The following is a 26,877-nucleotide window of genomic DNA, read 5'->3' on the forward strand; positions in this document are numbered from 1 at the left end:
CCACCGAAGCCGGTTCGTCAGAGGGTGACGTTCGCGCCGGTCTCCTGATCGAACAGGGCGATCTTCGCCGGGTCGAACCACAACTGCACGGTCCCGCCCTTGGTGGCCTGCGATTCCACCGACAATCGCGCGACCAGCGATTCGGCCGACATGTCGGCGCCGGCGTCGGCGGCGAGTTCGTCGAGGTCCTTCGAGTGCACGCCCGGCCCCTCGGCCGTGAAGTACGCGAACTTGTCGGAGCCCATCGACTCGAGCACGTCGACCTCGGCGGAGAAGGTCACGCCCGTCTCCCGTTGGGTCGGGTCGAGCAGGTCGGCGTCCTCGAAGTGCTCCGGACGGATACCGACGACCACCTCGCGCGACGGATTGTTGCGACGCACGGTCTCCCACCGCTCGTCGGGCAACCGGAACTCGCCGAACGAGGTGCGGATCGAACCGTTCTCGATCTGCCCCGGAACGAAGTTCATCGACGGCGATCCGATGAAGCCGGCGACGAACAGGTTCCGCGGATGGTCGTACAACTCCTGCGGCGCCCCGACCTGCTGCACGAGCCCACCGCGCATCACGACGACGCGGTCGCCGAGCGTCATCGCCTCGGTCTGGTCGTGCGTGACGTACACCGTCGTGGTCCCGAGACGCTTCTGCAGGCGCGCGATCTCGGTGCGCATCTGCACGCGCAGCTTCGCGTCGAGATTCGACAGCGGCTCGTCCATGAGGAACGCCTTGGGGCTGCGCACGATCGCACGACCCATGGCCACGCGTTGCCGCTGACCGCCCGACAGGTTGGCGGGCTTGCGGTCGAGATGCTGTGTGAGATCGAGGATCCGGGCCGCCTCGTCGACTTTGCGGGCGATCTCGTCCTTGGACACCTTCGCGAGGGTGAGCGGGAACGCGATGTTGTCGCGCACCGACATGTGCGGGTACAGCGCGTAGGACTGGAAGACCATCGCGATGTCGCGGTCCTTCGGTGCCCGCTCGTTGACACGCTCACCCGCGATGCGCAGTTCGCCGTCGGAGATGTCCTCGAGACCGGCGATCATGTTGAGCGTCGTGGATTTTCCGCACCCGGACGGGCCGACGAGGATGATGAACTCGCCGTCGGCGATCTCGAGATCCACGTCGCTGACGGCCTTCGCTCCGTCCGGATATTCCTTCGTCACCTTGTCGAGCACGATCTCGGCCACGGTAGTTATCCCTTCACTGCGCCGGAGGTCAGTCCGGCGACGATTCGACGTTGGAAGATCAGGACGAACACGATGATCGGGATCGTGATAACGACGGCCGCCGCCGCGATCGAGCCGGTCGGTTCCTCGAACTGCGATGCACCCGTGAAGTTCGCGATCGCGGCGGGTGCGGTGATGGACCGCTCGGTGGAGGTCAGCGAGATCGCGAACAGCAGGTCGTTCCAGCAGAAGATGAACACCAGGATCGCCGCCGTGATGATGCCGGGAGCGGCGAGCGGGGCCACGACCTTCCGGAACGCCTGACCCGGTGTCGCGCCGTCCATCTTCGCGGCCTTCTCGAGTTCCCACGGGATCTCCTTGAAGAAGGCCGACAGGGTGTAGATCGCGAGCGGTAGCGAGAAGGTGATGTACGGCAGGATCAGCGCCGCCCACGTGTCGAACAGTCCGAGGCCGCGCATGATCTCGAACAGCGGGCTGACGAGGGAGATCTGGGGGAACATCGCGATGAGCAGTGCCACGCCCACCAGGATCTTCTTACCGGGGAAGTCGAGCCGGGCGATCGCGTAGGCGGCCATCGTCCCGAGGATCACCGCGATGACCGTGGCGATCAGGCCGATGCCGATGGAGTTGATCAGCGCGCTCGTGAACGCGTCGGTGCGGAAGATGCCGCGGTAGTTGTCGAGCGTCCACTGCTGCGGGATGAACCGGCCGTCCTGGATGGTGCCGGGCGGCTTGAACGACAGGCTCGCGATCCACAGCACCGGGACGAGTGCGTAGAGCAGGACGATCAGGTTCACCGCCGACCACGACAGGGTCCGTTTCCTGGTCTCGGCCATCATCGGCCCCCTTCGTCCGAGCCGGGCGCGGATGCACCGAACAACTTGATGAACACGAACGCGATGATCGCGACGCACAGGAAGATCAGGACGCTGATCGCCGACCCGATGCCGAGGTTGAAGGCCCGGAACAGATTGTCGTAACCGAGGATCGACACCGATCCGGTGCCGTTGGCACCGCGGGTGAGGACGTAGATGTTGTCGAAGATGCGGAAGGCGTCGAGCGTGCGGAAGAGCAGGGCGACGAGGATCGCCGGTTTCATCAACGGAACGATGATCCGCACCAGACGCGTCCACGCCCCGGCACCGTCGACCTGCGCCGCCTTGAGCAGATCGTCGGGGACGAGCGCGAGGCCGGCGAGGAGCAGCAGCGCCATGAACGGCGTGGTCTTCCACACCTCGGCGAGCACGATGATCGCCAGGGACGGGATCTGATCGGTGAGCGGGGCGCTGCCGTCGGGCAGCAGGTTCGCGAGATAGCCCGTGCCCGGGGTCCACGCGTAGTACCAGCTGTAGGCGGCGGCGACGGTGACGATGCCGTACGGGATCAGCACCACCGTGCGCACGATGCCCTTGCCGACGATCGTGCGGTGCATGACGAGTGCGATCGCGAGGCCGAGCACGAACTCGATCGCGACGGAGATCAGGGTGACGAGCGAGGTGACGATGAAGGCCTGCCACCAGAATCCGTCGCTGAGCACCGCGACGTAGTTCGACAGTCCGACGAAGCGCCGTTCGTCGGGGAAGCGCAGATCGTAACGCTGCAGACTGAGCCAGACGGCGTATCCCACCGGATAGGCCGTGACGGCGAGCATCACGATCGCGGCGGGTGCGACGAGCAGCAGACCGAGTCGTCGTTCGGCCTTCTTCCCCTCGGACAGCGCTGCTTTCGTCTTCGTCGACGGTTCCTTCGGGGTCTCGTCGGTCGGTTTCGATTCGACGGCGGTCACGGGATCAGTCCTTCCGAATTGACCGCCTTCTGCACCTGCTCGGCGAGTTCCTCGACGGTGCGGGGCGGATCGATCTGGTCGACCGGGTTGAGGGTGGCCGTCACCAGTGTCGAAATGCTCTGGTAGGCCGGTGAAGCGGGACGCACCGCGGCGTTCTCGAGACCGGCGCGGACCTCACGCCAGGCCGGATAGGCCTCCTGGAAATCGGGGTCGTCGTACAGCGCCGCGAGCGTCGGCGGCACGCCGCCACCGATGGCGTTGTTGCGCTGGTTCTCCTCGTTGCGCAGGCACTGCATCGCTTCGAACGCGAGATCCGGGTGGGTGCTCGTGCGGGCGACGGCGATGTTGAACCCGCCGATGGTGACCTGGGCGGGCTCGCCGGGGATCACCGAGGGGTACGGCGCGGGAAGGAAATTCTGCTCACCGTCGACGGTCAGGACCGTGTTGCCGGTGTTCTCCGAGGTGACGTTGCCGTTCTCGTCGATGAAGGGCAGAGCAGCCTCGTTCTCGATGATGCCCGGCAGGACGAACGGCCAGTTGACCTGGAACGCCGTGCGCCCGCTCTCCATACCGAGACGGACGGCCGCCTCGTCGGCCTGGTTCAGGGAGGGATCGGCGCCGGGCGCGGTCGCAACGCGCTTCATGATGTCGAGCGCGGTCACCGCCGCGTCGTTGTCGGTGAGGGTGACGGTGACACCGTCCTCCCCCACCACCGAGCCTCCAGCGCTCGAGAGCAGGGTGTTGAACCACACCATCAGCCCTTCGTACTGCCGGCCCTGCACCCCGATCCACGACGGCCGGCCCTCCTCGGCGAGGCCGCTCGCGATCTCGATCATCTCGTCCCAGGTCTCCGGAGGTTGCCCGTCCGGCATGAGATCCTTTCGGTACCAGAGCAACTGGGTGTTGGTGTTGAGCGGCGCGGCGTACAGCCGGTCCTGCCAGGTCGCCGATTCGAGGGGACCCTCGAGGGTGCCCTCGGAGACCGCGGCGGCCACATCGTCGGGCAAGGGCAGCGCCCAGCCGGCCTCCGCGAACTCGGCCGTCCACACGACGTCGAGGGTCATGAGGTCGAGTCCCGGGTCGTTACCGGTCAGCCGCCGCGCCAACTGCAGTCGCTGGTCGTCGGCGTTCTTCGGAAGTGTCCTCTGCTGCACGCGATATCGGCCGCCCGCCTCCGCGGTGCACACCTCCGCGGCCTGCGCGTACTGCTCGGCACCGTCGGCGGCCGTGTAGAAGGACAGGACGACACCCTCGTCGTCGCTGCCGCACGCGACCAGTCCCGACGCCAGAAGCACAGCGGCCGCAGAAGCTGTGACCGCCCGGCTCGTCCGCCGGCTCTTGCCCGACCGTCTCATGCGTGACTCCGCTCGCATCGGGGACCTCGTGATCCGACGATAACGCCCGTACCGGCCAGCCGTAGCAAAACGAGCAGGGCGTACATCCGGAGCGGAATCGGCACGACGACGAGGTCAGAAGGAGGTCCCCGAAAAGGGTGCCTGGGGCCAGGAGAACAGCAGGTCAGCGGTGTCGACGGCCTCCGGTCGGTGCACCCGGGCGCGACCCGCGTCGACCATCCGGTGCCAGCCATGCCGGCCGAGCAGGAGCGCACCGAGGTCGGCGATGTCGATCATCAGGTCGGCCGGTCCCGCGGTGCGCGCCACGCCGTCGGCGGAGATCTCGAAGACACCGGCGTTGTCTGTCAGCAGCCGATCGGTCACCTCCACGGTCACCGAGCCGAACCCTCGATAACTCCGCGCCGACAGCGCCCGATCGAGGTCGAGGATGCGCAACCACGTCTCGTCCGAGACCGAGCGGAAGTGCACGGCACGCGCGTCGCCGAGCATGAGCGGGAGCTGGTCGTCCTGCGGAAGTGCCGTGAACCGCAAGGTGTCGACCAGATCGAGGTCGAGCAGGAACCGGATCAGGCCGGCGTACGCCGCGGGCGACGGGGCGAAGAAGTCGTCGACCACGACGGTGCGGTTGCGACTGGTGAACCACCCCTGCGTGTCGACGGGGTGGTACCGGACGAAGCCGTCCTCCTGCCCCGGTTCGCCGTGCACCGCCACGTACATCGGATCGGTGAGCGAGTCGGCCCGCCACCGGCGCGAGTTCCACCAGTACTCCGACCGATCGATCATGCCGGGGCGCGGCGGCAGATGACGGGAATGGATCTGCGCCAGCACGTCCCACGCATCCGGATAGGTCAGCAGACGCACCGCTCCGCACTCGGGCACGTCGGGACGCAGTGCGGCACCACGCACGTCGACGTCGACGGACACCGAGGTCGAGGCGACGCCGTAGCCGAACCGGCCGTAGATGGTCGCTTCGGAGGCACGCAGCGTCGCGAGGATCTCGCCGCGGTCCCGCGCGTCGCTCAGCTGGCGATGCACGAGTCCGGAGATCACGCCGCGACGCGTATGGGTGGGCAGCACACCGATGTGGGTGACCGCCGCGTGCGGCACCCGGGCGCCGCCGGGCAGGGTGAGATTTCCGCTCGTGGCGTCGACTGTCCCGACGAGCATGCCGTCGAGGAAGGCACCCCACGTGCGACCGGCCTCGAGGTAACGGCTCACCGTCCCGTCGGGAACCTCGGGCCACGAGGGCAGACCCACCATCGCCGTGCGGAACAGCGCAGACGCCTCCCGCAGTTCGGCTTCCGACTCCAGAACTCTGATCTCCGGTTCCGTTCGCTCACCCATGGAACGACACTATCGACCGCGAACTTGCACCGCGGGTGAACGGCCGTGACGTTCGGTACACCGGCTCCGGGCGGGTAGGTTTCCAGCGTGCGACGCGAGTGGGATCCAGCAGACACCGGGGTGCTGCAGCTGCCCTCCGGCCGACTCGTGCGGGGACGCGGGATGCGCAGGCCGGTGTTCGACGAGCCGTTTCCCGACTTCGGGGTGTATCTCCTCGGCCGCCCCCCGGCAGCACCGTTCGAGTGGGAGTCGCGGTGGATCCACTGGCCCGACTTCCGCACGCCACGCGACCCGGAGGACGCTCTCGCCATTCTGTACGAGGCGTGGATCCGCGCGGGGAGGCAGCGGGTGGAGATCGCGTGCGGGCGTGGACGCGGCCGCACCGGCACCGCACTGGCGTGCCTCGCCGTCCTCGACGGGCTCTCCCCGGAGGAGGCGGTCGACTTCGTTCGGCGGCACTACCATCCGCGCGCGGTCGAGACGCCCTGGCAGCGCAAATTCGTCGCGCACGCGAAGGCGCATTCCTGACAGCTCAGTTCTTCGTCCGGGCGAGGTTGGCCTCGGCGGCCGAGACGGCACGTTCGGCGGCGACCACCCGTTTCTTCGCCTCGGCGGCGGCGCGGCGCGCGAAGGTGCGTTGCTGCTCTGCGTGTTCGAGCTTCGCCCGGAGCTCGGCGACCTCCTCCTCGTGACGGGCCAGCTCCTGCTCTGCCGCCGACGCGGCTTCGCGCGCTTCCTCGGCCGCGCTGTGCGCCGAGTCGAGAGCGGCAGCGGCCTCGTCGATCTCCGCCTCGCGAGCCGCCTGCTCCGCCTTCTCGCGCTCCGTGGGTTCGCGCTCGCCCTTGCTCTTGCGTGCAGACTTGCCCGCTGCCGTCCGGTCGTCCTCGTCGTCCTCCTCCGACCCTCCGCGGACGACGGTGAGCGGCATCGCCGACAGGTCGCCGAAACCGTCGGATTCGACGATCGCGTCGAGCCGGCCCTGCCGGACCTGCTCCCCGATGTCGGGATCCGACAACGCGGCGTTGAGGGTGCGCCCCACCTCACGCAGTGCGCTCTCCGAGACGGTGCGGCCGCGGTCGGCGGCGAGCCGACCCGCGTCGCGCTCGAGCGCGGCGACCACCCGGCGACGCTGCTCCGACAGTTTCCGCATCTCGCTGCCGGACAGTCGTCGTTGTGCGGTGCGCAGGGCGGATCCGATGTCGAGCAACGCCGCGAGTTCGTCGGCCCGTTCGCGGGCGAGCAGGTTGACCATCCAGGCCGCGACCGTCGGTTTGCGCAGTCTGCCGATGGCCGCCGTCAGCTCGCGGTCGCCCGCTTCGCGTGCCTGCGCCGCGAATTCGGAGCGGGCCGCCACGAAGTCTCCTGGGTCGAGGCCGTAGAGGGCATCGGCCACCGAATCGAGGTCGGGCATGGGATCGACAGTAGTGGCGCGAGGCCGATCACGACGAGTGCCGTTCTCGGCGAACGCGCGACCGCGAGACGATCAGATGGCGAGCTTGGCGAGGATGTCGCGCGCCTTCTCGGCGGTGGGCGGCTGGCACAGCACGTCGTAGCGGCCGGCGACGAGCTGCATGGTGGACGAGAAGTCGCGCTGACCGCGGGTCGCGGCGTACGGGATGCTCGCCGAGATGAGACCGAAGATGATGCCGCCGACGAGGCCGACGAGCAGCGGGCCGAGGAAGTCGGTGGAGAAGATGCCGAGCAGGAGACCGAAGAACACGCCGAGCCATGCACCCGAGACGATGCCGCCGCCGATCACCTTCGGCCACGTGAGCCGACCGGTGACCCGCTCGACCTGCATGAGATCGACACCGACGATGGTGACGTCCTCGACGGAGAAGTTCTGATCGGCCAGGTGGTCGACCGCCCGTTGCGCCTCGGCGTAGGTCGGGTACGAACCGACGGGCCAGCCCGTGGGAGGTGTCGGCAGACCGGGTACCTGGCGACCGGGTCCGAGGGGATTCGTCATGTCGTTTCGGCTCCTTCGCGATGCACGCCGACGGTCGCGGCGCCGGTTTCCATTCTGCCTCGACGGGGACCGACACGCCGCGACGGTTCGCCCGATATGTTCTTTTTCCTGGTCGTTCCCGTCAGGAGGTCGGCGGCTCGAACTTCTGGGTGCGCTGCAACCCGGCGGCCCGGCCCTTCGCGGAGATCACGAGGGCCATCTTCCGGCTCGCCTCGTCGATCATCTCGTCACCGAGCATCGCGGCACCGCGGGCGCCACCCTCGGCCGAGGTGTGCCACTCGTAGGCGTCGAGGATCATCTCGGCCTTGTCGTAGTCCTCCTGCCGGGGGCTGAAGACCTCGTTGGCCGCGTCGATCTGGCTCGGGTGCAGCACCCACTTGCCGTCGAAGCCCAGGGCGGCGGTGCGCTGCGCCGACCGGCGGAAGGCGTCGACGTCGCGGATCTGGAGGTAGGGACCGTCGATGGCCTGCAGCCCGTGCGCACGCGCGGCCATGAGGATCGTCATGAGGATGTGGTGGTAGGCGTCGCCGACGTCGTAACCCTCGGGCTGCTCACCGACGACGAGGGTGCGCATGTTGATGCTCGCCATGAAGTCTGCGGGACCGAACACGAGCGTCTGCACGCGCGGGCTCGCCGTTGCGATCTCGTTGATGTTCGTCAACCCGATGGCGTTCTCGATCTGCGGTTCGATACCGATCCGTCCCACCTCGAGACCGTGGGCCTTCTCGACCTGCGTGAGGAGCAGGTCGAGCGCCTTCACGTGGCTCGCGTCGGGCACCTTCGGCAGAAGGATAGCGTCGAGATTCGCGCCGGCACCACCGACGACCGTCGCGACGTCGAGATAGGTCGCGTCCGTGGTCCAGTCGTTGACGCGCACGACCTTGATCTGGTCGCCCCAGCCGTCCTCGTTCAGAGCTTCGACGATGGTGCTGCGGGCCTGCTCCTTGGCCAGCGGCGACACCGCGTCCTCGAGATCGAGGAAGATCTCGTCGGCGGGAAGGCCCTTGGCCTTGTCGATCATCTTCCGGCTGCTGCCGGGAACCGCGAGTACCGACCTCCGGGGCCTGAACGAAAACGACATGACCTGACCAGACCTCCGAGTTCCGGGAACAGCGTGGGCACGCTCTAGCCTGGCAATCATGGCAGCAGTGAGCAAGGTCTTCGTCGCGCGGCTGGCCGGACTGGTCGTTCTCGGCCCCGACGGCGAGTCCATCGGCCGCGTCCGCGATGTCGTGCTGACCATACGAGTGGGGCGTCAGCCTCCTCGTGCGCTGGGGCTCGTCGTCGAACTGCCCACCCGCAAGCGGATCTTCGTCCCGATGCTGCGCGTGACCGCGATCGAACCCGGTGCGGTCACCCTCGTCACCGGTAACGTCAGTCTGCGCCGGTTCACACAACGGCCCTCGGAAGTGCTCGCCCTCGGTCAGGTCCTCGATTCGCGTGTGCGCGTCGACGACCCGGAGCTGCCGGACCTGATGGGTGTCGACGCCGTCGTGGTGGATCTGGGGCTCGAGCTCATGCGCACCCGCGACTGGGTGGTCGCCCGGGTCGCGGTGCGTCGCCATCGCGGCCGGCTCGCGCGCCGCTCCCCCATCCATATCGTGGAATGGCCGCACGTGCACGGACTCACCCAGCAGGCACTGTCGATGCCCGGACAGGGTGTCGCGCAGTTGCTCCTGCAGTTCGAGGACATGCGCCCGCCGGACGTCGCGAACGCCCTGCGCGACCTGCCGATCAAGAGACGCACCGAGGTCGCCGCGGCGCTCGACGACGAACGCCTCGCCGACATCGTGCAGGAGCTGCCCTCCGACGACCAGACCGACCTGCTCACCCAACTCGGCCTCGACCGGGCGGTCGCGGTGCTCGAGGCGATGGATCCCGACGACGTCGCCGACCTCCTCGGTGAGCTGCCCGCGACGGACGCCGAGTCGTTCCTGCAACGCATGGACCCCGAGGACTCCGAGCCGGTGCGCCGCCTGCTCGAGCACTCCCCCGACACCGCCGGTGGTCTGATGACCCCCGAGCCGGTCGTGCTGACGCCGGCGACCACGGTGGCCGAAGCGCTCGCCCGCGCCCGCAATCCGGATCTGAGTCCGGCCCTGGCGTCGATGGTCTTCGTCGTGCGGCCGCCCACCGCGACGCCCACCGGCAAGTACCTCGGCTGTGTCCATCTGCAACGATTGCTCCGGGAACCGCCTGCGAGCCTGGTGGGAGGGGTCGTCGACGACGACCTGCCGCGCCTGGCCCCCGACGACGCCCTGACCACCGTCACCCGGTACTTCGCGACGTACAACCTGGTCTGCGGTCCGGTGGTGGACGACGAGGGGCACCTGCTCGGCGCGGTGAGCGTCGACGACGTGCTCGACCATCTGCTGCCGGAGGACTGGCGCGAGGAGGACATCGAGGATGAGTGACCGCAGCACGCAGGGCCGCTCGCGCCTCGAGACCCCACAGGCGTCGAGGTTCCGCTTCAACTTCGACGCCGAGGCGGTGGGCCGGGTCAGCGAGTCGATCGCCCGGTTCCTCGGAACGGGCCGTTATCTCGCCATCCAGACGATCGTCGTCATCGTGTGGATCGCCCTCAACATCGCCGCGGTCGGACTGCAGTGGGATCCCTATCCCTTCATCCTTCTCAACCTGGCCTTCTCGACGCAGGCCGCCTATGCGGCGCCGTTGATCCTGCTGGCGCAGAACCGGCAGGAGAACCGCGACCGCGTGTCGCTCGAGGAGGATCGCGCCCGCGCCGAGCAGACCAAGGCCGACACCGAGTTCCTGGCACGCGAACTCGCGGCTCTGCGACTCGCGGTGGGTGAGGTCGCGACCCGCGACTATCTGCGTCGCGAACTCGACGATCTGCGCGCCCTGCTGATCGACGACGAGAACGAGGACGACGCCGGCACTCCGCGCACCCGCGGGCCCCGTCGCTGAGGGACCCCGTCCTGTTGTCCGGCACGCCCGGTTGCACACAACCCGACATCCTTCTGTAACCTTCGTCACAGCAGTCGGACGGACGACCGGAGGAGGGTGATCGCGTGCGGTGGAAGGTCGCGCTGGCGATGCCGGTGATCGTCGCTGCCGGACTCGCGGCGACAGCGTCGTCGGCGACGGTGGTGGCAGAGACGACGTCCGCCGAGACCGAGCCGAGCGCCGCTCCGGCGGTGGGCGTGCTCCCCGGCGAGGTGCGCGAGGCGCAACCGCTGCGCAGCCCGAGCGACCCGCTCGCCCAGCTTCCGCCCGACGCCGTGGCCGCGGCAGGGGGTGCGGCGGTCCTCGGCGACGGGCCGCTCGCGATCCCCGAACTCGTCTTCTACGCCTATCGCGCGGCCGAGATGCAGCTGGCCATCGACTCCCCCGAGTGCGGCCTGCCGTGGAATCTGCTCGCCGCCGTCGGGCGCCTGAGCTCCGGACACGCGGACGGGGGACGCACCGACATCCTGGGCACGCTGACCGCGCCGGTCGTCACCCCGGAGGGGCTGCTCGGGCCGATGCGCCTGGCCCCCGCGGTGTGGGAGCAGTACTCGGCCGACGGCAACGCGGACGGCACCGCCGATCCGCAGAACATCTTCGACGCGACCCTGGCCGCCGGCGCCCGGATGTGCGCGGAGGGCGGAAACCTGCGCGAGCCGGACGGGGAGGCGCGGGCGGTGGCGTCGGTCGATCCGTCACCGGACTATCTGGCGAACGTCCGGCACTGGTCCGGTGCGTATTCGAAGGCCGCCGAGGTGGCTCCCGCCGATCTCGCTCCGATCCCGGCGCGGCCCGTTCCGAACGCCGCGGATGTCGCGGCCCCCGCGCCGGCTCCGGCGGTCACCGCGCCCGCTCCGGAGGCGACACCTCAGCCGGCCCAGCAAGCGCCCGCCGACACTCCGGCTCAGCAGGCACCCGAACAGAACATCCCGGCTCCGCCGCCGATGCCGGAGTTGCCCGAACTCCCCTGCCTGGTGCCCGCCTTCTGCGAATAACTCCCGGCACACACGTGAGGTGACGACACGCGCGACACGCGTGCCGTCATCTTTTTCTTTCACCCCACCCGACCCACCGGACCAGCACGGATGGGCCACAGCAGTACGCATGCACCCCCGTTACATCACGTTTGAGTAACGGAAAAGCATCGAATGCTGTAGCCTCGGCCCGGCACGTAACGAAGGTGTCTCGTTCCGAGGCACCCGAGGGAGGGTTATCCATTGGGCCGCCACGCCAAACCGTCGGATTCGAAGCTTCGGCGAAATTCCGTCATCGCGATGACCGGACTCGTTCCGGTCGGACTGGTCGCCGCAGCCGCGACCACCGCGGGTGCGTCGCCGCGAGCGCTGATGGGTGCGGGTGCAGCTCACCACGAGACCGAGCCGACGGCGTCGTCGACCGACTCGGCCGACCTCGCCGCCGCGGTCCCCGAAGCGGTCGCCGCCGTGCAGACGATCATGCTCGAGCCCGAACCGGCACCCGTGCGCACCTTCAAGGCCGCCCCCCAGCCGGAACCCGAGCCCGAGGTCCTCCAGGAGGGCCCGCTCGGCATCCCCGGGATCAACTACGCCGCCTACCGCAACGCCGAGCGCGTCCTCGCCGAGGAGAATCCCGCCTGCGGCATGCACTGGACGCTCCTCGCCGGCATCGGCCGCGTCGAGTCCGGACACGCCAACGGTGGTCGTGCCGACGACAAGGGCAACCTGCTCGAGCCCGTCATCGGACTGCCGCTCAACGGCAGCCTGCCCGGCCAGGCCGTCATCCACGACACCGACGGCGGCGCCCTCGACGGCGACACCGTCTACGACCGCGCGGTCGGGCCGATGCAGTTCATCCCCACCACGTGGAACCAGTACGCGGGCGACGGCAACGGCGACGGGGTCTCCGATCCCCAGAACCTGTACGACTCGACGCTCACCACCGCGAAGTACCTGTGCGACGGTGGCCTCGACATGCGCAACCTCGCGCACTCGACGAAGGCGATCCACCGCTACAACAACTCGATGGCCTACGTAGCGAACGTGCTCGCCTGGTCGACGGCCTACTCCACCGGCATCGACCCGAGCCCCGCGGATCTCCCCCGTATCCACTGAGGTCCGGAGAGGGTCGTCGGGTCACCCCGGACCGAAGGCGGTCGTCGGGTCACCCCGACCGAAGGCGGTCGTCGGGTCACCCCGACCGAAGGCGGTCGTCGGGTCACCCCGACCGAAGGCGGTCGTCGGGTCACCGTCGACCCGTATCCGGTCGCGAGCGGCGTGCCGCCTACCATGGGCGTCATGGCAGTCAGTGAGTCCGACGTCCGCAGTGCGCTCGCACGGGTCCAGGACCCGGAGATCCGCAAGCCCATCACCGATCTCGGAATGGTCAAGAGCATCGAGATCGGCGCCGACAGCAGCGTCGATGTGGCGATCTATCTGACCACCGCCGGGTGCCCCATGCGCACCGAGATCTCGGAGCGCGTCACCAAGGCCGTCGCCGACGTCGCCGGCGTGGGCGAGGTCCGGGTGACCCTCGACGTGATGAGCGACGAGCAGCGCACCGAGCTCCGCAAGTCGCTGCGCGGCGACTCCACCGAGCCCGTCATCCCGTTCGCCCAGCCCGGGTCGCTCACGCGCGTCTACGCGGTGGCCTCCGGCAAGGGTGGTGTCGGCAAGTCGTCGGTCACCGTCAACCTCGCCGCGGCGATGGCCGCGCGCGGACTGTCGGTGGGCGTGCTCGACGCCGACATCTACGGTCACTCGATCCCCCGCATGCTCGGCACGTCCGCCAAGCCCACGCAGGTCGAGCGGATGATCATGCCGCCGATCGCGCACGACGTGAAGATGATCTCCATCGCCCAGTTCACCGAGGGCAACACCCCGGTGGTGTGGCGTGGCCCGATGCTGCACCGCGCGCTGCAGCAGTTCCTCGCCGACGTCTTCTGGGGCGACCTCGACGTCCTGCTCCTCGACCTGCCGCCCGGCACGGGTGACGTCGCCATCTCCGTCGCGCAGCTGATCCCGAACGCCGAGATCCTCGTCGTGACGACGCCGCAGCAGGCAGCCGCCGAGGTCGCCGAGCGTGCCGGCTCGATCGCGCTGCAGACGCGTCAGCGCATCGCCGGGGTGGTGGAGAACATGTCGTGGCTCGAGCTGCCCGACGGCACCCGAATGGACGTCTTCGGCAGCGGCGGCGGTCAGGCCGTCGCCGAGCGGCTCACCCGCGCGGTGGGCGCGACGGTGCCGCTGCTCGGCCAGATCCCGCTCGACCCGGCAGTGCGCGAGGCCGGCGACTCCGGTACCCCGATCGTCCTCGCGGCGCCCGACTCGGCGCCCGCGGTGGCACTCGAGGAGGTCTCCGACAAGCTCGCGGTGCGCAAGCGCGGACTGGCCGGCATGTCGCTGGGAATCGACACCACGCGTCACCTGTAAGAACCCGATATCGATCGAGCCCCCGCCGNGGGCTCGATCGTAGGAAAGCTGTCAGGTGGCGTCGGGATCGATCGGCGGCTTCTCGTCCGGAGCGAGCGGCTTCGACAGGTTCGGCCGGGCCGCGCCGTTGGTGGGCGTTCCCGGAGCCGCCGAGGACGGCTTGTCGAAATTGCCGGTGAGGATCGAGTCGTCGCCGTCGAGCAGATGCTTCGTGATCACGGCCCGCGGTGTCATGCCGCGCAGCTGGTTCAGCTCGGACAGCGGTTGCCGCAGGTCGTCGAACTCCGGTCCGAGTTCCTGCTTGAGCTGGTCGCGCGCACCCGTGGCGTAGTCGCGTACCTGACGCAGCGACTTGGCCACCCACGAGACGGCGCCGGGCAGGCGCTCCGGGCCGAGAACCACGAGGGCCGCCACGATGAGTACCAGGAACTCGCCCCAACCGATGTTGCCGAACACGCATCCAGGGTACGTGGTCTCGTCCGGATCGCAGCACCTACGTGGAAGGTCACATCACACGGCTGGGACGTTCTGTCCGAGACAGGGGCCGCTCAGTCGGAGACGGGGGTGACCTCGACGTCGACGAGGCGGCCGTTGCGCACGAGCTGGACGGTGATCGGTTCGTCGATCTCCTGCTGCTGGACCGCCACGACGAGCTCGTCGGCGCTGGTGACCTCGCGGTCGCCGACCTTGACGATGACGTCGCCCTCGACGATGCCGGCGCGCTGGGCCGGGCTGTCCTGGCGGACGTTGGCGACCTCCGCGCCGCTCGCGACGTCGTTGACCACCGAGCGTGCGTTCACGCCGATGTCCGGGTGCCGCATCTCGCCGGTGCGGATCAGCTCCTGCGCCACCTCGGTGACGTCGTCGATGGGGATCGCGAAGCCCAGGCCCACCGAACCACCGGTCTCCGACTTGATCGCGGAATTGATACCGATCACGCGACCCTCCATGTCGATGAGGGGGCCGCCGGAGTTGCCGGGGTTGATCGAGGCGTCGGTCTGGACGGCGTCGATCACCGCGTCGGTGTCGGTGCCCTGCCCGCTGAGCCGCATGGGCCGGTGCAGCGCGCTGACGATGCCGCGGGTGACGGTCTTGCTCAGGCCGAGCGGCGAACCGACCGCGACGACGTCCTCGCCCACCTGGACGTCCTCGGAGCGGCCCAGCTCGGCGACGACCAGGTTGTCGACGTTCTCGACGGCGAGCACGGCCAAGTCGGTCTTGATGTCGCGTCCGACGATCGAGGCGGGCACCTTCGTGCCGTCGTCGAAGGTGACCTGCACCTTCGCATCGGGATTGCCGGCGGCCATCGAAACGACGTGGTTGTTGGTGACGATGTAACCGGCACCGTCGATCACCACGCCCGAGCCGGTGCCGGCGTCGCCGCCGACGGCGGTCTGGATGGAGACGACCGCGGGCAGCACGGTGTCGGCGACACGCGCGACCGCGCCGGTGGGCAGTTCCTCGTCGGGACCCGACTGGCTCAGCGTCACTCCGCGACTGGTCAGCGAACCGTTGTCGGCGGTCGCGAGCGCGACGACGAGTCCGCCGACCATGCCGATCACGACGGCCACAGCGGCCAGGGTCGCGAGTGCGCGGGGTTGGACGCGGCGGTCGAACAACACCTCACGCAGGGTGAGTCCGGGGGCCGGGGGAAGTTCCTTCTCCTCGGCCTCCCCGGCCAGGGGCGGACCGAGCCGCACCGCGGAATCGGGGTCGCGCCACGGATCGGGTTCGGTGTCGTCCTCGGTCTCGGCCGCGGGTTGCGCAGGGGGACGCTGGAGTGTCTCGTCGGCGTCGGACGGCCGACCGTAGGCCTCGGCCAGGATCGCGTCGGTCGGGGGCGCCTGCTGGACGCGCGGGTCGACGACGCGGGGATGGACCGAGGAGTCGAACGAGCCCTCGGCACCGGGCGGGCGTCCGAAGACACGTGCCGATGCCTGGTCGACGGTGGGCCGGTAGACGGGCCGGGGGTCGAGACGGGGAGCGTCGTCGGGGCGCGCGATCGCTCCGTCGGGCAGACCCGACGAGGCATTGCCGGACGAGCCTCTGCCCGACGAGTCCTTACCCGACGAAGCGTGGGGCAGCTCGTCGTCGCGACGAGGATCGTCGCCGGCTCGTCGTTCGGTGTGCTGCGCAGATTCGGCCGTCACGCGTGCCCGTCTCCCCCGTCTAGGTCCGTCACGCAGCCCAGTATCACCGATGGCATCGGATCACCTGTTACCGCCCGTCCGGTCACCGGCGCCGGAGAATCGACCAGCGGCGCGCGGCGAAGCCTTCCTCCACCTGCGGGTGTGGGGACGGATCGCACAGGTGTGAAGGGATGTTGCTGAGCGTCCCGAGCAGTGAACTCGGCATACGCGGTACGTGATCGGCAGCGGACTGCAGTGCGTGGCGGGCCTGCTGCTGGGCTTCGACCTCGGCGGCACACTCCGGACACATCGACAGGTGCTGAGCGGCCCGCATGTAGGCCGCCATGCGCAGTTCGCCGTCGACGAATGCGGCAACTGCCTCGCTGGCGAGATGTTCCGTGGAGCCGAACCTGCGAGGTGGTTGCACCATCGTCATCACTACCTCCCGGCGGCTACCCCGCATCGACGCGACCGTTTTCGACCTTTCCATGCTCGCGCAGGTACTCGCGGAGTGCCTGGCGGCCTCGGTGGATACGACTACGTACCGTACCGAGTTTCACCCCCAGTGTGGCACCGATCTCCTCGTAGGACAGACCTTCGATGTCACAGAGCACCACCGCGGCACGGTACTCGGGTCCGAGCGAGTCCAGAGCGGACTGCAGGTCGGCGCCGAGACGCGCGTCGTGGTAGATCTCCTCGGGGTTCGGCCCTGCGGCCGGTACACGATCGTAGTCCTCCGGGAGCGCTTCCATCCGGATGCGGTTCCGGCGGCGCACCATGTCCAGGAAGAGGTTCGTGGTGATGCGGTGCAACCAGCCCTCGAAAGTGCCGGGCTGGTAGTTCTGCAACGACCGGAAGACGCGGATGAAGGTCTCCTGCGTGAGATCCTCCGCATCCTGGGCGTTGCCGGAAAGACGGTAGGCGAGTCGGTAGACACGGTCGCCGTGCTCACGAACGAGTTCGTCCCACGACGGCATGGCCGCGCGGTCCCCGGTGGCATCGAACGCCGCGGTGCCGCTCAGGTCCGCCTCGAGGGCAGCGTCGAGCGCCGAGGCGTCGTTCTCGGGAACAGTGTGGGATCGGGTCATGTGGATCGGTGGATCCTCCTCGTCGGGACCGCAGTGATACGGGCTTCGGGGCCTACAACACGCGACCTGCAGGGAATATTCCTCGACAGGAACGTTCCACGAGGGCGGTGCGTCCTCGAAGTCGTGAACCGGTGCGATCGTCCGGTTCGTCGAGTGTCAGTTTTCCTCGCGGCGATGTGGCCGCCGTATGAGTAACCTGAAACGTCCCTGAGAAAACCGGTCCGGGCATGTTCATCCGCCGAAATCACACAACTGACGGCACCACTCCGTGCGCGCCTGCCTGCGCGAACGAATCGCCGAGGATAGCCTCAGTGAGGTGCAGACCAACGCCGATCGCATCCTGACCCACGCCGAGAACATCGTCGTCGAGGACGACGAGCTCGCCGCGGCGCGTGACCGTGCCGAAGATCTGGGCGCCGACCCGGTGTCCCCCTCGGTCGGAGCCGCCCTCGCGATGTTCGCCCGCATGCTCGACGCGAAGACGGTAGTGGAGATCGGGACCGGTGCGGGCGTGAGCGGACTGTGGTTGCTGCACGGCCTCCGCGAGGACGGCGTGCTCACCACGATCGACAGCGAACCGGAACATCAGCGGGCCGCGAAGATCGCCTTCCGCGAGGCAGGCATCGTGGCGTCGCGCACCCGGCTCATCAACGGCCGCGCGCTCGACGTGCTGCCGCGACTCGCCGACTCCGGCTACGACATGGTCTTCGTCGACGCGACCCCCGCCGACCATCCGCACTTCGTGCGCGAGGGCGTGCGTCTGCTCCGGCCGGGTGGCGTGATCGTGCTGCACAACGCCCTGCTCGACGGACGGGTCGCCGACCCCGCCGCCCGCGACGCGACGGTGCTCGCGGTGCGCGAGGCCACCCGCGCGGTGTCCGACGACGAGCGTCTCGCTCCGGTGGTCCTGCCGCTCGGCGACGGCCTGCTCTGCGCGGTGCGCCTCAGTTGATCTGCGGTTGATCTGCGCGGTGCAGCTCGGCTGATTCTTCGCGGCGCGCTTCGGCCGAACCCGCCTTCGGGACGGGCACGTTCTCAGATCCAGATGCCCTTGCCGATGGCGACGACACCACCGTTGCTGACCGCGAACCGCTGACGGTCGCGCTCGAGGTCGACGCCGATGATCTCGCCGTCGCCGACGACGACGTTCTTGTCGAGGATCGCTCGGCGCACCACCGCGCCCTTGCCGATGCGCACACCGGGCATGAGCACGCTGCCTTCGACGGTCGCTCCGTCGTCGACCATGACGTTCGAGCTGAGCACCGAGTTGCGGACCGTGGCGGCCGACAGGATGCTGCCGGCACCGACGATCGATTCCTGCGCCAGGCCACCCTGCACGAACTTCGCGGGCGGCAGGTTCTCGGCGGCACCGCGGATGGGCCAGCGCCGGTTGTAGAGATTGAAGATCGGGTGGACCGACACGAGGTCCATGTGGGCGTCGTAGAAGGCGTCGAGCGTACCGACGTCGCGCCAGTAGGCACGGTCGCGTTCGGTCGCGCCCGGGACGACGTTGTCGTTGAAGTCGTAGACGTGGGCCTCGCCCTGCTCGACGAGCGCGGGGATGATGTCGCCGCCCATGTCGTGGTCGGAGTCGGGATTCTCCGAGTCGGCCCGCAGCGCTTCGACGAGGACCTTCGTGGTGAAGACGTAGTTGCCCATGGACGCGAACGTGACGTTGGGGTCGTCGGGCGTGCCGGGCGGATGCGCGGGCTTCTCGAGGAACTGGGTGATCCTGCCGCTCTCGTCGCTGTCGATGCAGCCGAACGCGAAGGCCTCGCTGCGCGGGACGCGGATACCGGCGACGGTGACGCCGGCTCCCGACTCGATGTGCTGGCGCACCATCTGCTCCGGGTCCATCCGGTACACGTGGTCGGCGCCGAAGACCACGATGTACTCGGGATCCTCGTCGTAGACCAGGTTGAGCGACTGCAGGATCGCGTCGGCGCTGCCGGTGTACCAGCGGGGACCGAGTCGCTGCTGGGCCGGCACCGGGGTGATGTACTCACCGGTGAATCCGGACAGGCGCCAGGTCTGCGAGATGTGCCGGTCGAGGGAGTGCGACTTGTACTGCGTGAGAACGCAGATGCGCAGGTAACCGGCATTCACGAGATTGCTGAGCACGAAGTCGATGAGGCGGTACGCGCCCCCGAACGGCACTGCCGGCTTGGCTCTGTCCGCGGTCAGCGGATACAGACGTTTGCCCTCGCCGCCGGCGAGAACGATTCCAAGCACATGGGGCTGGCTCCTCACACGCTTCAACCTATCCCCCGACCCAGGCCACCGCCAGCGAAGCGGAATCTCGACGCCGATCGGAGTGTCGGGGTCGGGTGGCCGGAACCTGCGCGGCCCGCTACTTTGAGGCGGTGAGGGTGGCAATGATGACGCGGGAATATCCGCCTGAGGTGTACGGCGGGGCCGGAGTCCACGTCACCGAACTCGTCGAACAACTGCGTCGACTGGTCGAGGTCGACGTGCACTGCACGGGTGCACCGCGCGACACCGCGTTCGTGCACTCCCCCGACCCGGCACTACGCGACGCCAATCCCGCCCTGACGACCCTGTCCGCCGGGCTACGCATGGCGCACGCCGCGGCCGGAGTCGACGTGGTGCACTCGCACACCTGGTACACCGGGCTGGCCGGTCATCTCGCCGCCGAACTCCACGACGTCCCGCACATCCTCACCGCGCACTCCCTCGAGCCGCGACGGCCGTGGAAGGCCGAGCAGCTCGGCGGCGGTTACCGCATCTCCTCCTGGTCCGAACGCAACGCCGTCCGGTACGCCGACGCGATCATCGCGGTCAGCGACGGGATGCGCCTCGACGTGCTCGACGCCTACCCCTTCGTAGATCCTGCTCGGGTCCACGTGGTGCGCAACGGGATCGACACCACCGTCTGGCATCCGGGTCCGGCCGAACCGGGCCACGAGTCCGTCGTCACCCGCATCGGTCTCGATCCGGATCGCCCGATCGTCGTGTTCGTCGGCCGCATCACCCGACAGAAGGGCGTCGGGCACCTGATCGCCGCGGCGCACCACCTCGATCCCGACATCCAGCTCGTCCTGTGTGCCGGCGCGCCCGACACCCCCGAGATCGCCGCCGAGACCGAACGCGCGGTGGCCGCCCTGCAGGAGGCCCGCGACGGGGTGCACTGGGTGCGCGAGATGCTGCCCACGGCATCGGTCCGCGAACTGCTCTCGGCGGCTACGGTTTTCGTCTGCCCGTCGGTGTACGAGCCGCTGGGGATCGTCAACCTCGAGGCGATGGCCTGCGAGACCGCCGTAGTGGCCTCCGACGTGGGAGGCATCCCGGAGGTCGTGCAGGACGGGATCACCGGGCGCCTGGTGCACTACGACGCGTTCGACACCGCGACCTACGAGCGCGCCCTGGCCGACGCCGTCAACGACGTCGCACGCGACCGCGACCGGGCCGCCCAGTGGGGCCGGGCCGGACGCGACCGCGCCGTCAGCGAGTTCTCGTGGGCGCAGATCGCCCGTCAGACCGTCGCCGTCTACCAGCAGGTGATCACGGCGCGTTAAGTTCGTCGGACGTCCCGATCCGTCGCCACGTGGTGACGGTGACCGACACCGTCACGTCGAACGGGTCGGGCAGAGAGGCCAGCAACTCCGCGCGCCGGTCGGACGTCACGTGGTGCGCCGACGGACCCATCCCCGCGACGAGACCGAGCGCCTCGCGCGGGAGTGCCGCCGTGAAGCGCACGTCCGTCCGTCCCGCCCGCTCGAAACGTCCCGACAGGGCGGACGAGAGCCGCTCGGTCTTCCGGTCGTCCACGCTCACCATGCCGGGCAACTCGACCAGTTCGCGCAGATGCTCCGAGGTGGGTGTCGCGACGACGAGCGTTCCGCCCGGGGCGAGCACGCGATGACTCTCGGCGGCGTTGCGCGGCGCGAACACCGACAACACATGGGTGAGCGACGCCGACTTCACGGGTAGTCGTTGCCACGCATCGGCGAGGATCGCCCCGGTCCGGGGATGACTGCGGGCGATGCGTCGCACAGCGGGCTTGGAGACGTCGAGTCCGATGCCGCGCGCCGCCGGCAGGGCGTCGAGCACGGACGCGAGGTACTGCCCCGTACCGGCCCCGACCTCGAGGATCGCAGCGTCGGCAGCTGTGTCCACCGCATCGGCTGTGTCCACCGCATCGGCGGTGTCGACGCACGCGTCGGCCACTGCGCTGCGGATGGGGTCGTAGTGCCCGGCTCCGAGGAAGTCGGCGCGGGCCGCGATCATGTCGGCGGTGTCGCCGGTGAACGGCGTCGAACCGCCGGCGAGCAGCGACACGTAGCCCTGGCGTGCGACGTCGAAGCTGTGCCCGCGATCGCACATCACGACGTTGTCGTCGAGGTCGAGCGCGGACTCGCAGTGAGGGCACGCGAGAAGGTCGATCACGTCGGCGAGCATCGCGCCTCCGATCGTGTTCTCAGGACGACACCGGGCCCCGCGCGCCGAGGAGCGCGGGGCCCGGAGTGCCCTGAGAGGGGCCGATCAGCTGGTGACACTCTTGAGTTCGTCGCCGAGTGCCGCAGCCTCTTCCGGCGTGAGCTCGACGACCAGACGTCCGCCGCCCTCGAGTGGAACCCTCATGACGATTCCTCGTCCCTCTTTGGTTGCTTCGAGGGGACCGTCCCCGGTCCGGGGCTTCATGGCCGCCATCCTCTGCTCCCTCCAAATCTGCACCCGACCGCCGGGCGCGTGGGTTACCGTGTGGTTGCATCGCCGGTCGCGGCGACGCGCACCTTCTCATTCTTCCCTATCCGGAATACGTGCGCGTAGCTGACTCCTGGGTAAGAGACTCCTCCGGGTTCTACGGGGCGAGTGACACCCAGCACGATTCGAGGTGATCGTCGACCATCCCGGTGGCCTGCATCAGCGCATAGGCAGTGGTAGGGCCCACAAAACGGAAGCCGTGACGCTTCAGCTCACGGGCCATCGCCGTGGACTCCGGCGTCACCGCCGGAATTTCCTCGACCGTTACCGACCGTCGCGCGCGTCGCGGCGGTGCGAACGACCACAGCAGCTCGTCGAGGTCGGTGGGCAGTTCGAGCACGGCCCGCGCGTTGGCGATCACCGCCTCGATCTTGCGGCGGTTGCGCACGATGCCGGGGTCGGCGAGCAACCTCTCGACGTCGGCCTCCGTGAAGCGGGCGACCGCCTCGACGTCGAAACCCTGGAAGGCCGCGCGGAAGGCCTCCCGCTTGCGCAGGATCGTCAGCCACGACAGTCCCGACTGGAATGCCTCGAGGGAGAGCCGCTCGAACATCTCGTCGCGGCCGTGGAGCGGCCGGCCCCACTCGTAGTCGTGATAGTCGCGGTAGAGCGACGAACCGGGACCGTCGACGGCCCACGGGCACCGCACGCGGTCGTCGGTATCGGTTACGGCAGCGTGCTCGCCGGTCTCGACCACGGGCCCCTGCCCGTCGGGCGTCATAGTGTCTCCCCTGTCGACTCCGACGATGCGCTCTCCGGAACGTCCTCCGCTTCGAGCTCTTCTGCCCCGACGTCCTGCCCGGCGCCGTCGACCGGTTCTCCAGCCGCGCGGGCCTCGGCGTCGGCGAGCCGGACCCGCAGCTCGTCGACCTCGCGGGCGAGACGATCGAGCGCCCAGTCGACCTCGCTCATCTTGTAACCCCGCACGGTCTGCTGGAACCGCAGGCCGCGGATGTCGGTGCCGGTGACGTCGGTGGCCGGCAGCACCGTGACGGTGGTGCCCGGAGGCAGCGGCGCCAACGTCTCGCCCCGGCCGAAGACGGCGCTCGCGACGAAGAACAGCACCGCGGCGACGCCCGCCATCACGAGCACGTACAGCAGAACCGTGAGCATGCTCCGATCTTGGCACGAGCGTCCGACACCGGCCGGGGCCGGTGCCGGACGGTCGGCTCAGCCGGTGACCGTCACCATCGGTGGCCGGTCGGTGAGATCGACGGAGGTGTCGAACGGGACGAACGCGTCGCCCTCCACCAGGAACTGGGTGAGCGGCGCACCCGAATCGGGGATCCCGCATCGCGAGAGCATCGTGCCCACGATCTGCCGGCTCATCGCCCCGAGTTCGGACAGCGGCCGGTTGCGGTGCTTGCGGACCCCGAGGTTGACCTGCGCGATCGCGTGGAGACCGAACCGGTCGTAGGTGTCGAGCAGCAACCCGATCTCCACCCCGTAACCCGGTGCGAACGGGACGGACTCGAGCAGTTCCCGCGTCCCCGCGTACTCACCGCCGAGCGGTTGCAGCACGCAGGTCAGCTCCGGTCGCAGGGCCGCGAGCAGCGGCCGTGCGACGAGCTCGGTGACGCGGCCACCACCGTGGGCGTCCTCGCCACCACCGGTGCGCAGGGGACGCCGGTAGTACCCCTTGACGAGGTGCACGCCGTCGCCGAGCAGCAGGGGCCCGAGCAGTTTCGGCACGAAGGCCGGATCGGGATCGATCAGATCGGAGTCGACGAAGGCGATGATGTCGCCGGAGGTCGCTGCGAGCGACCGCCACAGCACCTCACCCTTGCCGGGGACCGGTTCGATGCCCGGTACCGCCTCCTCCCGGGACATGACACGGGCACCCGCCGCCCGCGCTCGGGAGGCCGTCTCGTCGGTGGAACCAGAATCGAGGACCACCAGTTCGTCCACCAGATCACCGAGCAGCGGGTGGATCGTGTCGATCACTCCCGCGACGGTCTCCTCCTCGTCGAGGGCGGGCAACACCACGGTCACCGTCCGGCCGGCCTTGGCCGCGATCAGCTCGTCGATCGCCCAGGCGGGCCGATCCCAGCTGTTGGCTTCGTTCCACGTGCGTGCAGGTGCACTCATGCCAACCCCCTCACCGTGCGCGCCGGCGGGCGTGTGCCCGCGATCGCCGCGACCATGTCGACCACCCGACGTGTGGCTGCCACCTCGTGTACCCGGAACATCCGTGCGCCGGCCGCTGCGGCCAAAGCTGTCGCTGCCAATGTGCCCTCCAACCGGTCGGCGAGTTCGACTCCCAGAGTCTCCCCCACGAAGTCCTTGTTGCTCAGCGCCATAAGCACAGGCCACCCGGTTTTTACAAGAACGTCCACGTGTCGCAACAGAGCGAGTCCGTGATGGGTGTTCTTTCCGAAATCGTGGGTCGGATCGATGAGGATCGAGTCGCTCGCGACACCCGCGCGGGCGGCGGCGTCCGCGGCGGTGACGACCTCCGCGACCACCTCTCCGACGATGTCGGTGTACCGCACGCGGTGCGGCCGGGTGCGCGGGACGGCACCGCCGGTGTGGGAGCAGACGATGCCGGCCCCGAGTTCGGCGGCGACCGCGACGAGCTCGGGATCGGCACCGGCCCACGTGTCGTTGATCAGATCGGCGCCCTCGCCCACGGCGCGACGCGCGACCTCGCTGCGCCAGGTGTCGACGCTGATGAGCACATCCGGATACCGCTCGCGGATCGCGGCGACGAACGGCACGACGCGCCGGATCTCCTCATCGCTGTCGACAACCTCCCCCGGCCCGGCCTTCACCCCGCCGATGTCGACGAGATCGGCACCCTCGGCCACCGCGCGGTCGACGGCGGCGAGCGCCGCGTCGTCCTCGAAGGTCGCTCCCCGGTCGTAGAACGAGTCCGGGGTGCGGTTGACGATCGCCATCACGAGCGCCCGGTCGGTGGCAACGGGGCGCCCGCACAGGGTGGACGGTGCCGGACCGGGACGGGTCACGGGGGTCTGCTCGTCGACATCGGTCGCGGGGCCGCTCATGATCCCATCCTGACATGCTCAGCGAGCGGGCAATTCTCCTCGCGCGACGCCGTCGACGAAGCCGTCGAAGATCGGCCGGTAGCCCTCGCTGCGACTCGCGAGCACGTACACCTCGTCCTCACCGGTCTCGGAGTAGCCCTGCTTGCGCAGATCGACCTTCCGGCTCTTGAAGGTCGTCGTGTACTCGAGCTCGTCGACGATGCGGACGAAGAGCGGGACCGCGTAGTCCGGTAACGCGTCGTGCAGCGACTTCGCGAGCGCCGCTCCGTCGAGCTCGGAGCCCTCCTTCAGGGTGATCGCGGCCATTCCGGCACGACCGTCGGCCCCGTCGACCTCGACGCCGTAGACGACGGCCTCGGCGACCGTCTCGTGCGACGACACCGCGGCCTCGACCTGCGTGGTCGCGACGTTCTCACCCTTCCACCGGAAGGTGTCGCCGAGCCGGTCGACGAACGCGACGTGCATCCAGCCCTGGTCGCGGACGAGGTCGCCGGTGTCGAACCAGACGTCGCCGTCGGAGAACGCGTCGCGCAGCAGCTTCTTCTCGGTGGCCTCGGGATCGGTGTATCCGTCGAAGGGTGCGCGGGAGGTGACCTTCGCGAGGAGCAGCCCGACCTCGCCCTTGCCGACCTTCTTCAGGCGGCCGTCGTCGCCGCGGCGCGCCTGCCCGGAATCGGGGTCGTAGTCGACGACGGCGTAGGGCAGCGGGCAGATGCCGGCGGTGCGCTTCTGGTCGAGCGCGTTGATGAAGGCGATGTTGCATTCGCTCGCGCCGTAGAACTCCGCGACGCGGTCGATGCCGAAGCGTTCGGTGAACTCCTCCCACAGTTCGGCGCGCAGGCCGTTGCCGACGGCCAGGCGGATCCCGTGATCGGCGTCGTCCTCCCGCGGCGGCTGGTTGAGCAGGTAGCGGCAGATCTCACCGATGTAGATGAAGGCCGTGGCGCCGTTGCGCTCCGCGTCGTCCCAGAAGTTGGACGCCGAGAACTTCCGGCCGAGCCCGAAGGTGGCCCCCGCGGCGAGCACCGAGGACAACGCGACGGTCAGAGCGTTGTTGTGATAGAGCGGCAGGCAGGAGTACAGGACGTCGGTGCGGCGCAGGCGCACACCGAGACTGCCGAGACCCGACATCGACTTCAGCCACCGGAAGTGCGTCATGCGGCTGGCCTTCGGCAGTCCTGTCGTGCCGGAGGTGAAGATGTAGTAGGCCGTCTCGGACGCCCGCAGATCCTCGGTGACGGCAGGATTCGACGCGTCGGCGTCGCGGGCGGCGGTGTCGAGTTCATCGAAGCGCAGCACGGTGCGGGCCTGCGGTTCGCCATCGAGAGAGTCGACGGCCTCCTCGCAGTCCTCCCCGATCACGAGGGCGGCGCTGTCGAGCAGCGACAGGCTGTGCTCGAGCACCTCACCACGCTGGTTGATGTTGAGCATGCCGGCGGCCGCACCGAGCTTGACCGCGGCCAGCGCGACCAGCAGGGTCTCGGGCCGGTTGCCCATGAGGATGCCCACGACGTTGCCCATGCCGACACCGCGATCGGCGAGCACCGCTGCGTACCGGTTGACCTGCGCGTTGGCCTCGCCGTACCCGATGGAGGCTCCCTCGAACCGGATGAAGGGCCGCTCCGGGTGACGCTCGGCGAGCTTTTGGAAGACCGACCCGATCGTCTCGCGGGCGGTCGGCTTCCGGGTCATCCCGGCTGCTCCGCGCAACACGATGGGGAGATCGGTAGTCATCCGGGGCAGTTTCGAGACGAGTCCGGGCAGGGACACGACGGGGGCATTGTCTCGATCGGATCGAGTGGTCACGACAAATTTCCTCACGGCGACGTCGGGGACGGGCGGGCTCGCTCGGGCGACACCCACGGCGTTCCCCCGAACTTACCGAAGAGTAGATAAGCGCGCGGCGAAGTGGAACACC

General features: G+C 69.0%; 28 protein-coding genes. 8 read left to right on the plus strand and 20 right to left on the minus strand.

Annotated features, from left to right (window positions below; genetic code table 11):
- Positions 1-17: 17 nt before the first annotated feature.
- The 5 genes from ACLBYD_RS03570 to ACLBYD_RS03590 form a co-directional block, all read right to left on the minus strand.
- The gene (locus tag ACLBYD_RS03570; RefSeq protein WP_447815434.1) at positions 18-1,184 is read right to left on the minus strand and encodes an ABC transporter ATP-binding protein; all 1,167 of its coding nucleotides are present in this window, start codon (positions 1,182-1,184) and stop codon (positions 18-20) included.
- 5 nt (positions 1,185-1,189) lie between these two features.
- Entirely contained in the window at positions 1,190-2,020 is an 831-nt protein-coding gene (locus tag ACLBYD_RS03575; RefSeq protein ID WP_006554305.1) for a carbohydrate ABC transporter permease, read from the minus strand.
- Positions 2,020-2,901 (minus strand): carbohydrate ABC transporter permease, encoded by an 882-nt coding sequence (locus ACLBYD_RS03580; protein ID WP_447815663.1) that lies wholly within the window; start codon positions 2,899-2,901, stop codon positions 2,020-2,022. Before ACLBYD_RS03580 ends, ACLBYD_RS03575 begins: the two co-directional genes overlap by 1 nt.
- A 65-nt stretch (positions 2,902-2,966) precedes the next feature.
- Positions 2,967-4,325, minus strand: coding sequence for an ABC transporter substrate-binding protein (locus ACLBYD_RS03585; RefSeq protein ID WP_447815435.1), 1,359 nt, complete (start codon positions 4,323-4,325; stop codon positions 2,967-2,969).
- Positions 4,326-4,439: 114 nt separating this feature from the next.
- Positions 4,440-5,669 carry a GNAT family N-acetyltransferase gene (locus ACLBYD_RS03590; RefSeq protein WP_447815436.1) on the minus strand — a complete coding sequence of 410 codons (1,230 nt, stop codon included), beginning with the start codon at positions 5,667-5,669 and terminating at the stop codon, positions 4,440-4,442.
- An 87-nt stretch (positions 5,670-5,756) separates the two neighbouring features.
- Between ACLBYD_RS03590 and ACLBYD_RS03595 the strand changes: the two genes are divergently transcribed.
- Complete coding sequence (locus ACLBYD_RS03595; RefSeq protein WP_160874828.1) at positions 5,757-6,197, plus strand: protein-tyrosine phosphatase family protein; 441 nt, start codon at positions 5,757-5,759, stop codon at positions 6,195-6,197.
- A 4-nt stretch (positions 6,198-6,201) separates the two neighbouring features.
- Here the strand turns inward: ACLBYD_RS03595 and ACLBYD_RS03600 are convergent, their stop codons facing one another.
- From ACLBYD_RS03600 to ACLBYD_RS03610, 3 genes are all read right to left on the minus strand, one after another.
- Positions 6,202-7,080, minus strand: a complete 879-nt coding sequence (locus tag ACLBYD_RS03600; RefSeq protein WP_447815437.1) for a hypothetical protein — start codon at positions 7,078-7,080, stop codon at positions 6,202-6,204.
- A 72-nt stretch (positions 7,081-7,152) separates the two neighbouring features.
- Positions 7,153-7,638: a general stress protein gene (locus ACLBYD_RS03605; protein WP_006554299.1), complete on the minus strand. Its 486-nt coding sequence runs from the start codon at positions 7,636-7,638 to the stop codon at positions 7,153-7,155.
- A gap of 121 nt (positions 7,639-7,759) precedes the next feature.
- Positions 7,760-8,719: an HpcH/HpaI aldolase/citrate lyase family protein gene (locus ACLBYD_RS03610; protein ID WP_447815438.1), complete on the minus strand. Its 960-nt coding sequence runs from the start codon at positions 8,717-8,719 to the stop codon at positions 7,760-7,762.
- Positions 8,720-8,777: 58 nt separating this feature from the next.
- Between ACLBYD_RS03610 and ACLBYD_RS03615 the strand changes: the two genes are divergently transcribed.
- The 5 genes from ACLBYD_RS03615 (at position 8,778) to ACLBYD_RS03635 (ending at position 14,012) form a co-directional block, all read left to right on the plus strand.
- On the plus strand, positions 8,778-10,052 hold the full coding sequence (locus tag ACLBYD_RS03615; protein ID WP_006554297.1) for a magnesium transporter MgtE N-terminal domain-containing protein: 1,275 nt from the start codon (positions 8,778-8,780) through the stop codon (positions 10,050-10,052).
- Positions 10,045-10,566 carry a DUF1003 domain-containing protein gene (locus tag ACLBYD_RS03620; RefSeq protein ID WP_024103444.1) on the plus strand — a complete coding sequence of 174 codons (522 nt, stop codon included), beginning with the start codon at positions 10,045-10,047 and terminating at the stop codon, positions 10,564-10,566. The genes ACLBYD_RS03615 and ACLBYD_RS03620 overlap by 8 nt, the downstream gene beginning before the upstream one ends.
- 104 nt (positions 10,567-10,670) lie before the next feature.
- Positions 10,671-11,600 (plus strand): hypothetical protein, encoded by a 930-nt coding sequence (locus ACLBYD_RS03625; protein ID WP_447815439.1) that lies wholly within the window; start codon positions 10,671-10,673, stop codon positions 11,598-11,600.
- A 222-nt stretch (positions 11,601-11,822) separates the two neighbouring features.
- A complete protein-coding gene (locus ACLBYD_RS03630; protein ID WP_447815440.1) occupies positions 11,823-12,695 on the plus strand; it encodes a lytic transglycosylase domain-containing protein in 873 nt (290 codons plus the stop codon).
- A gap of 183 nt (positions 12,696-12,878) precedes the next feature.
- Complete coding sequence (locus tag ACLBYD_RS03635; protein ID WP_447815441.1) at positions 12,879-14,012, plus strand: Mrp/NBP35 family ATP-binding protein; 1,134 nt, start codon at positions 12,879-12,881, stop codon at positions 14,010-14,012.
- A 51-nt stretch (positions 14,013-14,063) separates the two neighbouring features.
- Here ACLBYD_RS03635 and tatB read toward each other — a convergent pair whose 3' ends face one another.
- From tatB to sigE, 4 genes are all read right to left on the minus strand, one after another.
- Positions 14,064-14,468, minus strand: coding sequence for a Sec-independent protein translocase protein TatB (gene tatB, locus ACLBYD_RS03640; RefSeq protein ID WP_060651697.1), 405 nt, complete (start codon positions 14,466-14,468; stop codon positions 14,064-14,066).
- 92 nt (positions 14,469-14,560) lie between these two features.
- Positions 14,561-16,030 carry a S1C family serine protease gene (locus ACLBYD_RS03645; RefSeq protein WP_447815664.1) on the minus strand — a complete coding sequence of 490 codons (1,470 nt, stop codon included), beginning with the start codon at positions 16,028-16,030 and terminating at the stop codon, positions 14,561-14,563.
- A 214-nt stretch (positions 16,031-16,244) separates the two neighbouring features.
- Positions 16,245-16,577, minus strand: coding sequence for an anti-sigma factor family protein (locus ACLBYD_RS03650; RefSeq protein WP_447815442.1), 333 nt, complete (start codon positions 16,575-16,577; stop codon positions 16,245-16,247).
- Positions 16,578-16,593: 16 nt separating this feature from the next.
- Positions 16,594-17,229, minus strand: a complete 636-nt coding sequence (sigE, locus tag ACLBYD_RS03655) for an RNA polymerase sigma factor SigE (RefSeq protein ID WP_016692035.1) — start codon at positions 17,227-17,229, stop codon at positions 16,594-16,596.
- 316 nt (positions 17,230-17,545) lie between these two features.
- Here sigE and ACLBYD_RS03660 point away from each other — a divergent pair, with 316 nt between their 5' ends.
- Positions 17,546-18,181, plus strand: a complete 636-nt coding sequence (locus tag ACLBYD_RS03660) for an O-methyltransferase (RefSeq protein ID WP_026061109.1) — start codon at positions 17,546-17,548, stop codon at positions 18,179-18,181.
- Positions 18,182-18,264: 83 nt separating this feature from the next.
- Here ACLBYD_RS03660 and glgC read toward each other — a convergent pair whose 3' ends face one another.
- Complete coding sequence (glgC, locus tag ACLBYD_RS03665) at positions 18,265-19,479, minus strand: glucose-1-phosphate adenylyltransferase (protein ID WP_037190186.1); 1,215 nt, start codon at positions 19,477-19,479, stop codon at positions 18,265-18,267.
- Between the two features lie 113 nt (positions 19,480-19,592).
- Between glgC and glgA the strand changes: the two genes are divergently transcribed.
- Positions 19,593-20,765 carry a glycogen synthase gene (glgA, locus tag ACLBYD_RS03670; RefSeq protein WP_258260524.1) on the plus strand — a complete coding sequence of 391 codons (1,173 nt, stop codon included), beginning with the start codon at positions 19,593-19,595 and terminating at the stop codon, positions 20,763-20,765.
- Here the strand turns inward: glgA and ACLBYD_RS03675 are convergent.
- The 7 genes from ACLBYD_RS03675 to ACLBYD_RS03705 form a co-directional block, all read right to left on the minus strand.
- Entirely contained in the window at positions 20,752-21,648 is an 897-nt protein-coding gene (locus tag ACLBYD_RS03675; RefSeq protein ID WP_447815443.1) for a putative RNA methyltransferase, read from the minus strand. The genes glgA and ACLBYD_RS03675 overlap by 14 nt on opposite strands.
- Positions 21,649-21,732: 84 nt before the next feature.
- Entirely contained in the window at positions 21,733-21,900 is a 168-nt protein-coding gene (locus ACLBYD_RS03680) for a DUF3117 domain-containing protein (protein WP_006554284.1), read from the minus strand.
- A gap of 151 nt (positions 21,901-22,051) precedes the next feature.
- A complete protein-coding gene (locus ACLBYD_RS03685; protein ID WP_447815444.1) occupies positions 22,052-22,675 on the minus strand; it encodes a DNA-3-methyladenine glycosylase I in 624 nt (207 codons plus the stop codon).
- Positions 22,672-23,067 carry a DivIVA domain-containing protein gene (locus ACLBYD_RS03690; protein WP_447815445.1) on the minus strand — a complete coding sequence of 132 codons (396 nt, stop codon included), beginning with the start codon at positions 23,065-23,067 and terminating at the stop codon, positions 22,672-22,674. Before ACLBYD_RS03690 ends, ACLBYD_RS03685 begins: the two co-directional genes overlap by 4 nt.
- 57 nt (positions 23,068-23,124) lie before the next feature.
- Entirely contained in the window at positions 23,125-24,042 is a 918-nt protein-coding gene (locus ACLBYD_RS03695; protein WP_447815446.1) for a glucosyl-3-phosphoglycerate synthase, read from the minus strand.
- Positions 24,039-24,959 carry a dihydropteroate synthase gene (gene folP, locus ACLBYD_RS03700; RefSeq protein ID WP_447815447.1) on the minus strand — a complete coding sequence of 307 codons (921 nt, stop codon included), beginning with the start codon at positions 24,957-24,959 and terminating at the stop codon, positions 24,039-24,041. Before folP ends, ACLBYD_RS03695 begins: the two co-directional genes overlap by 4 nt.
- A gap of 18 nt (positions 24,960-24,977) precedes the next feature.
- On the minus strand, positions 24,978-26,729 hold the full coding sequence (locus tag ACLBYD_RS03705; protein ID WP_447815665.1) for a long-chain-acyl-CoA synthetase: 1,752 nt from the start codon (positions 26,727-26,729) through the stop codon (positions 24,978-24,980).
- Between the last annotated feature and the right edge of the window lie 148 nt (positions 26,730-26,877).

The organism is Rhodococcus sp. C26F (assembly GCF_053345925.1).